General features: G+C 61.1%; 6 protein-coding genes and 1 rRNA gene. 3 read left to right on the top strand and 4 right to left on the bottom strand.

Going from position 1 to position 7,899, the window contains the following annotated elements:
* Both ACNPM8_RS03090 and ACNPM8_RS03085 read right to left on the bottom strand, forming a co-directional pair.
* Positions 1 to 134, bottom strand: a 16S ribosomal RNA gene (locus tag ACNPM8_RS03090); the annotation flags it as partial.
* A 619-nt stretch (positions 135 to 753) separates the two neighbouring features.
* Positions 754 to 1,518: a hypothetical protein gene (locus tag ACNPM8_RS03085; protein WP_448939287.1), complete on the bottom strand. Its 765-nt coding sequence runs from the start codon at positions 1,516 to 1,518 to the stop codon at positions 754 to 756.
* A 113-nt stretch (positions 1,519 to 1,631) separates the two neighbouring features.
* Between ACNPM8_RS03085 and ACNPM8_RS03080 the strand changes: the two genes are divergently transcribed.
* Together ACNPM8_RS03080 and ACNPM8_RS03075 are read left to right on the top strand one after the other, a co-directional pair.
* Positions 1,632 to 2,822 carry an alanine racemase gene (locus ACNPM8_RS03080; protein WP_402697702.1) on the top strand — a complete coding sequence of 397 codons (1,191 nt, stop codon included), beginning with the start codon at positions 1,632 to 1,634 and terminating at the stop codon, positions 2,820 to 2,822.
* Positions 2,819 to 4,120 (top strand): D-arabinono-1,4-lactone oxidase, encoded by a 1,302-nt coding sequence (locus tag ACNPM8_RS03075; RefSeq protein ID WP_448939286.1) that lies wholly within the window; start codon positions 2,819 to 2,821, stop codon positions 4,118 to 4,120. The genes ACNPM8_RS03080 and ACNPM8_RS03075 overlap by 4 nt, the downstream gene beginning before the upstream one ends.
* Here the strand turns inward: ACNPM8_RS03075 and ACNPM8_RS03070 are convergent.
* Together ACNPM8_RS03070 and ACNPM8_RS03065 are read right to left on the bottom strand one after the other, a co-directional pair.
* Positions 4,117 to 5,154 (bottom strand): endonuclease/exonuclease/phosphatase family protein, encoded by a 1,038-nt coding sequence (locus tag ACNPM8_RS03070; RefSeq protein ID WP_332727850.1) that lies wholly within the window; start codon positions 5,152 to 5,154, stop codon positions 4,117 to 4,119. The genes ACNPM8_RS03075 and ACNPM8_RS03070 overlap by 4 nt on opposite strands.
* 73 nt (positions 5,155 to 5,227) lie before the next feature.
* Complete coding sequence (locus ACNPM8_RS03065) at positions 5,228 to 6,898, bottom strand: thiamine pyrophosphate-binding protein (protein WP_448939285.1); 1,671 nt, start codon at positions 6,896 to 6,898, stop codon at positions 5,228 to 5,230.
* A gap of 462 nt (positions 6,899 to 7,360) precedes the next feature.
* Between ACNPM8_RS03065 and ACNPM8_RS03060 the strand changes: the two genes are divergently transcribed.
* Positions 7,361 to 7,642, top strand: coding sequence for a hypothetical protein (locus ACNPM8_RS03060; RefSeq protein ID WP_448939284.1), 282 nt, complete (start codon positions 7,361 to 7,363; stop codon positions 7,640 to 7,642).
* Positions 7,643 to 7,899: the final 257 nt, after the last annotated feature.

Here is a 7,899-nt window from a genome sequence, read left to right as displayed (position 1 = left end):
GGGGGCAGGTTACTCACGTGTTACTCACCCGTTCGCCACTAATCCACCCAGCAAGCTGGGCTTCATCGTTCGACTTGCATGTGTTAAGCACGCCGCCAGCGTTCATCCTGAGCCAGGATCAAACTCTCCATAAAAAAATAAAAAGCCACCGGCAACCCCTTGGAAAATAAGGGCGAAGCCAATGAAGTCCTGGCGAATAATAAAACACTCAAGAACACTGCACGGGGGTGCAATGCCTCAAGCAAATGTTATGTATTCACCAAATAAAAATATTCGGTATCAACAAACTTGGCACACTATTGAGTTCTCAAACAACAAACACTTACCGGTTCTTTACCCACCATTCCAGGCGGTAATTTCGTCCAGCGTTATATTCATATTCTATAACTTCGAATTCCTGAAAGTCAAATCCATTGTTTGTGATTTGAACCAGTATTCCCAGTTCCCATTCTTTTCAATTGTTGTCCACAAGACTGTGGAAAAACCTTGATTTTCTGGGGTTCTGCCGCCGTTTCACATCCGGTTATTTCTTCCGTTTTGTTCTCGGCGACAAGGAAAAACTATACACAGGTTTTGGGGGTCCTGCAAATCGGGTGGGTGGTTTTTGACGGTGACCGTGCACACTTAATTCCGGAGCGCCGATTAAAGCCCGGGTTCATGCGGTTCGGTGCTCGCAAAAATCTGTAAAACGCATAAAAATTCGTCTTAAAAGCCGGTAGCCGACCACCTCAGTGGCCGGCTACCGCGATTGAGCTAGTCCTCGACGATCTCTGCGTCAATGACTCTAGGATCATCCAGGGGCAGAGAGCTTGGCGCCACCGTGGGAATGCCGGCGAAGGCCACTGCCGCATTCTCGATCACGCGCTTGGCCATATATCGATTGCCTACGCCACCGATGACTGCGCCGACCCCAAACGGAACCAAACGGCCGATGGTGCTAGCCGCTTGGGTGCCAATGATCTTGCGCAGGAACTTCTTCTGCATGGTGCGCTGCATTGCAGAGTAGATGCTCGTGGACTTGCTGGCACCGAAGGACTTGGCCCATCCCTGGATTGGACCCCCACCGCGACCTGCGGCCTGGGAAGTCAATCCGGCAATCATCGAGCTGCCCTCATCGCCCATCATGATGCCCATAACCAGGACTCGTGAACGATCCGGATCGTCGATGGCTATGCCGTGCAGCTCTGCCAGGCTTTGCGCATACAGCGCCGAGGCTTCCAGGAAGCCCAGGGTCGCAGCTATGGATAGGCCCAGGGCGATACCGGTACCAACAGCGGGAACGGCTGCGGTTCCACCCACGGCTGCACCGGAACCGGTAACTACGCGCAGGTAATCGCGCTCGACAATAGCTGCCAGCTGGGCAGTAGTAGCGTCAGGGTGCTTTTTGCGCAGCCGCTTGATGTAGGCAAGCACCAGCGGGCGCTGCACGCCGATGCCCTTCATGATGGCGTCCTGCACGCCGGAGCGCGGCTTTCCATCTTTGCCAATCAAAGTCATTGAAATCGGATCGTTTTTCATGATGGCTCCAGCTTAACCGCAAGACCCTGAGAGTTACCTTGGGCTTTGCGCTTTCAAGCAAGCGTCTTGAAAAATTCCTTGAAACTCCCCGACGCTGGTGCAAGAGTTGGCCTATGAAGAACGCTCAGGCCAAACGGTATAACCACGCCTTGAAAAGCGCCGGGATCTCGGAGCATCCGGTCGCGCTGCTCGATCTGGATGCCTTCGATTCCAACGTGATCGCCCTGCGCGAACGGGCCGGAGGTGTGCCGATTCGCATCGCGTCCAAATCCCTGCGTGTACGCAAGGCATTGGAACGGGTCCTGGATGAGCCCGGTTTCCGCGGCGTTCTCTGCTTCACCTTGGCCGAAGCATTATGGCTGGCCAGCCATGGCTTGAAGGACTTGGTGGTTGCCTACCCGCAAACCGATGCCGAAGCGATCAGCCGGTGGGCCGCCAGCGAACAGGCTCGCGAAGAGGTAACGCTCATGGTGGATACCCAAGAGCAGTTGGATTTGATCGACAGGATCGCACCGGGGCACGGGCCGCTGAAGGTCGCCCTGGAACTGGATGCTGCCTATTACCCCAGCAGCAACCTCCGTATCGGCGCCGCGCGTTCCCCGCTGACCCGGCCGGAACAGGTCGCCGAACTGGCCGCCCAGGTGCACCGCCGGCGCAACTTCATCTTGGACGGGCTGATGGGCTACGAATCCCAAATCGCTTCGGTCCCCGATGGGGGTTTCAGCCCCAGGGCACTGATCGCCCGCAAGCTGCGCCAAGCCAGCGCCGCCGAACTGGCGGACCGCCGGGCCGAAACCGTGGAATTGGTACGGGAGCTCGGCGACCTGCGGTTTGTAAATGCCGGAGGTACCGGTTCGGTAGAAAGCACCATCCAAGAACCAGCGGTAACCGAAATCGCCGCGGGCTCAGGATTATTCGCGCCCGCGCTCTTCGATTCCTACCGCGCATTCCGCCCCACCCCTGCCCTGTACCTGGGGTTCCCGGTAGTACGCCGTCCCGATGAGCGAACGGTCACCATCCTTGGTGGCGGATGGGCCGCATCGGGTCCAGCCGGCAAGGACCGCTTGCCCACCATCGAGCATCCCAAGAAGCTTCGCTACCTGGCCATGGAAGGCGCCGGCGAAGTGCAGACTCCGCTCACTGGCCCCTCGGCGCATCGCATTGCCATTGGCGATACCGTGTGGCTGCGCCATGCCAAGTCCGGCGAACCGGCCGAACGCGTTAATAAGGCGGCGGTGTACTCCAAGGGCAGGATCGTCGAACAATGGTCTACTTACCGTGGAGAAGGGAAAGCATTCCTGTGAGTACTTTCAGGAATTTCGCACGCACCGTGGTCTCCCACCCAGCAGCTGTCCATTCTCCGCGCAGCATCGCAGAATTAGCACAGAGCCTGGAGCAGGCCGCCGACCAGCACCAGCCGGTGCGCACCGTCGGCGCAGGCCATTCCTTCACTCCGCTGGCAGATACCGACGGGATCTTGCTGAATCTGGATGGCTTTCGCGGCATCGAGGAAGTCGACGCTCGCACCCACGAGGTGACGTTCCGCGCCGGAACCCGGCTCTGGCAGATCCCCGCCCTGCTCAGGCCCTTCAACCTCGCGTTGGAGAATATGGGAGATATCGACAAGCAGTCGGTCGCTGGAGCAATCAGCACCGGCACCCACGGCACGGGCCTGGAATTCAGCGGATTCAGCGCAACGGTCACCGGAGTGCAGCTCATGCTGGCCGATGGGACCCATCTGCGCGCCAGCGCGCAGGAGAATAGCGAATTATTCGAGGCGTCCCGGCTTGGCCTGGGAGTACTGGGGGTACTCACCCACGTCCGGCTGCGGTGCGTTCCCTACTACATGATGCGTGCGGCCGAATCCATCGAACCCATCGGGCAGATCGCCGAAAGCTTTGTTGATCGTGTCCGGCAAGAAGACCATCTGGAATTCTTCTGGTTCCCGGGCACCAGCAAAGCCCAGGTGAAGATCAATACCCGGCTCGACGGCCAGGTCCCTGCCGATCAGCCGCCTGCGGCGGCCCGCTGGCTGAACGATGAACTGCTCTCCAATGGCGCGTTGCAGCTGCTCAGCTCGCTGAGCGCAGCGGTCCCCCGGACCACTGCCAAATTGAATGAGGTGGCTTGCGCGGCCCTGCCGGAGCGCAGCAGCATCGCGCCATGGAATGAAGCTTTCACCAGTGCGCGACGGGTGCGCTTCACCGAGATGGAGTATGCGCTGCCGCTAGCTGGCTTCGATGAAGCTTTCGCGAAGGTGCGAGCGTATTTCAGGCGTTCGGGAATTGGAGTTTCCTTCCCTGTCGAGGTGCGTACCGCGGCCGGGGACTCCACCTGGTTGGGTACCGCCAGCGGCAGGCAGACAGCATACATTGCCGTGCACCGCTACATTCGGGATAAGGCTCCGGGATACTTCCCGGCCATGGAAGAGATCTTCCGTTCTTTGGGCGGCCGGCCGCATTGGGGCAAGGAACATAGCCTGCAAGCAGCGGATTTGGCGCAGCTCTACCCGAAATTCAGCGATTTCACGAGGGTGCGCCAAACTGCCGATCCGGAGGGACGATTCCTCAATCCTTATCTGCGGGGTTTGCTCGGCATCTAGAACTGGACATCGGTCCAGATCAGCGGGCTTGATGCTTTCACCAAGTCCGGCACCGTTCCGGGCAGGGGCTGGGAACTGCTTGGCGGATGCTCCTGGATGCGGCCCTGGCCCAATACCTGCCAAGTTGCGCTGGGGACCAGGTAGCTTCCGGAATCATTCAAAGCGTTCGCGCGCTTGAGCCCCTGGAGGAATGGTTCAACGCGATCTGCCGCGTTCTCCTGCAAGCCAAGTGCGCCGGCGATGACATAGCGGTCTTCGCCGACTCCTTCTGCTTGCTCGCCCTCATCGGTGCGAACGTAGTCCTCTCCGGCCAGGTAGCCGGTGAGAACCTTCAACTCATCAGCCTGGCGTGCCTTGGCGAATTCCTGGTCCTGCGCATCTGGCTGGGTTTGGGTCGCAAGAATATGCACCGGCTCGCCACGGTATTGGATGGGAATGTCCCACAGCCCGGTGCTCATCACCGGAATGGAGGCGGCCAGCACACCAGAGAAGTCGGTGTGGTGCATCATGTCGTTGGCAACGTCCTGCCACTTGAGCTGGGAAACGCTGGTGACCTGGTCTTGTGCAATCGGGTACTTCGATAGCACGACAATCGAACCCTGCTCGGCGAATGCAGCCTGGCCCCACGCATCCTCGGCGCCGCCGATGACGCCATCAGCGTTCAGATCGGCACCGCTTTGCAGGCCCTTGGAGCCCACGGCCAGGTAGGAATACCCGTATTCCACATCGGCGCGGGCATCGTCGGGATTGTTCAGATACTGGTCGTTCAGTGCATCAACCGCGTCCTGGGTGGCGTCCATATCTGTCAGCACCACCACGTCCGCATTGGCGCTGCTGATCTTGTCTGCAACCTGCGCCGCCTGGCGGTCGGATCCGCGCATCAGGTTCGCGGGCAGCTCCTGGGGGGTTTCGCCGCTGAGATTTGCCTGAATGGTTGCCACGCGAAGCGAGGTCTCGGAAAGCTGCGCTGCGCTGGCACCCGCCGAGTCGCCAGGGCCAGTGGGTGCAGCAAAAGCGCCGGTTGAGGGGAACATCAAAAGTGCCCCTAGACCCAGACTTGCTGTTCCGACTAATAACTTGCGCACTCAACCACCCTACGACGTTCGGCTACCGCTTGCCACCACCTTTACCGGATTGTAATGCCGCAGCCGCGGCGGCCTTCTTGTTCGCGGAAAGGACCTCGTCCATATAAGGAGCACGCACATGCATCGAGACACGGGCATCCACCAGGCACACACCACGGGCTCCGGCATCCACCCACTGCTGGACCCCGGCGAGGTCTTCGAGCGTGTCAACGCGGATTCCAGTGGCTCCCATGGCCTTGGCGATACCGGCGAAATCCACCGTCGGGATCAGCATCGGGTCTTCGTGCAGGCCGACGGATCCGTACTGGTGGATTTCCGCTCCGTACGCGGAGTCGTTGTAGATGACGATTACGCCACTCTCCACGGTGCGAACGATCGATTCGAGGTCCGCCAGGCCCATCAGGAAGCCGCCATCGCCGGCGGCCAGCACGACCGTGCGCCCCTGCGCCGCTGGGCCTGCGCCCACCATGGAAGCGATGCCCAGGCCGATGGACTGGTACGCGGTGCCCACGCAGCTCAAGGAGCGTGCACCGGTGGTCGACCAGTACATGGGCCCCCAGCCGATGAAGTGGCCGCCGTCTTGCACCAGCACGCGATTGGCCGGCAGGATCTTCTCCAGTTCGCTGGCCACGCGGCGCGGATCAAGCTGCCCGTCGGCGGCCAGGTCGTCACCGGCCGGACGGGTGCGCAGATTGGACAGGTCCAGGCTTGAACGCCATCCGCCCTGCGCCTGCTCCACCGCACCGAGCAGGTCCGCGGCGGCCAGGGTCGCATCGGCGGTGGCGAAATAGTCCACGCGCGGGTTGGTGGCGGCGCACCCCAGGTCGATCTGGATCAAGCTGGCATCCTGCGCGACCAGATCGCCAAAACGCATGGTGAACTGGTTCAACGAGGCGCCGAGCACCAATACCGTATCGGCCTGCGCGATGATGCGGGCGTTGGCCTCGGTGGAGAAGCCTCCGGTGATGCCCAAATCGAACTCGTAGTCCAGCAGGTCGCGGGCCAGCAACGTACCCGAGGTGGTGGCGTCCAGCTTCTGCGCCAGCGACTGGACCTGCGCCGCGGCATCGATCGCGCCGCGGCCATAGAGGATGTGGGTGCGCTGCGAGGCGTTGAGCTTTCCAGCGATCTGCTCCAGCTGGGTGGAGTTCAGCTGCGGTGCCGGAGGGGTGCTGCGCAGGGAGGCGAAATCGGGCAGCTGCTCTTCGAGCGAATCCACCGCGGCCAAATCATAAGGGATCGCCAAAACAACCGGCATCCGTTCGCGCAACGCCCGGGCGGCCGCCTCCAGAGCGGTGGCACCCGGGTTGTTGCGGTCAACGACGTAGCGCGGTGCTCGCACTGCTGTGTCGATCGCGGCCTGGTCGACGTCCCAGCCACGCAGGCCGGAAGTTGGCGCGTCGCCGGTGACGAACAGCAGCGGGGTCCGGGCCGCGGCGGCTTCAGCCAGTGCGGTGATGGTGTTGGTGTAGCCGGCACCGTAAGTGGTGGAGGCGATGGCCAGCTTATTGGAGATGCGGAAGTAGGCGTCGGCGGCCGAAACGGCGGCCGATTCGTGGCGCACAGCGGTGTAGTCGAAGCCTGCACGCACTGCGGCGTCGAGGAAGTGGGCGTTGCCGTTGCCCATCAATCCGAAGATCCGCGGGGCCAGCGGCTTGAGGGCGTGGGCAATGGCAGCTGAAACGCTAGACATTATGGACTCTTTTCAAGAAATCGTGCTGAAGAAATTCCATATATGTCTGCCGTTACCGGTTGCTGGACCGCAACGGGTATCGCCCCTTTTGAGAGCGCCGGAACCTGGCGGAGCCATGTTCCTGACTCACTGATGATAAGGCAGGAACCGCGCCTGGCGCTAGGCCGCTAGTGCGCCTTCCCATTAACACTTCCCCCGGGGGCGATCTCGCAGCGTTCCGAGCGATGCGCCCACGCACCTCGGTCCTGCTCCCGCGCTTGGCTGCACCGGGCGCCGAATGGCGCCACCGTGGCCTGCGCGCCGTGCACGGGGCCGCAAGTTTCACCCGGGCTCGGAGCTCGAGGTCGAAGTGTCATCCGAAAGTACCATGTACAGCAATTTTCAGATTCGATACTATCGAAATAACACTCAGTTGACTTGATCTTTATATGACAACTATCGGACATTATCGAGAAGGAACGCATGCTGAAATTCTTGGGAATCACCTCTGAAGCACCTGCCGACGGGTCAATCCCCGCGTGGCAGGGCGTCTCCAAGAAGCACCGGGGCATCGCATTCGCCATTTCGCTTGCGCTGGGATTGGCCACGTTCCTGATAACCCGCTGGCTGCTCTCCGACCTGCCGCCAGAAGGCTATTTGCCGCTCGTTCCCTGGAACGCGGCCGCCGCCATTCTGCTCATCAGCACGCTGGTGGCCGAGCGCGGATTGATCCGCAACGCGCCCTCTGAAACCTGCGAAATCTAGGCGCCAGAACTGGGGGCGGTACGGAAAGCCGCACCCGCCCCCAACTTCGCGGAACTTCGCTGCTGCTCATCAAGCGCGGCGAACGGCGAATTCAGCAGCGCGACGGGCATTAAGCGCCCGGTGCGATCCGCCAGCCATTCGTCATGGACGAGGCCAGCGACCTGCCCGGCTACGGCGAAACTGCCGACGGAGCGCTCTTCGACTACGGCTTCGGGCTCAGCTACTAGGGCAAGTAGTTAAAGGGGCGGGGCCCGGCA

The sequence above is a fragment of the Glutamicibacter sp. AGC46 genome (assembly GCF_053543715.1).
Note: the sequence above shows the minus strand (reverse complement) of the source record. Positions and strands in the feature narration are given on the sequence as shown.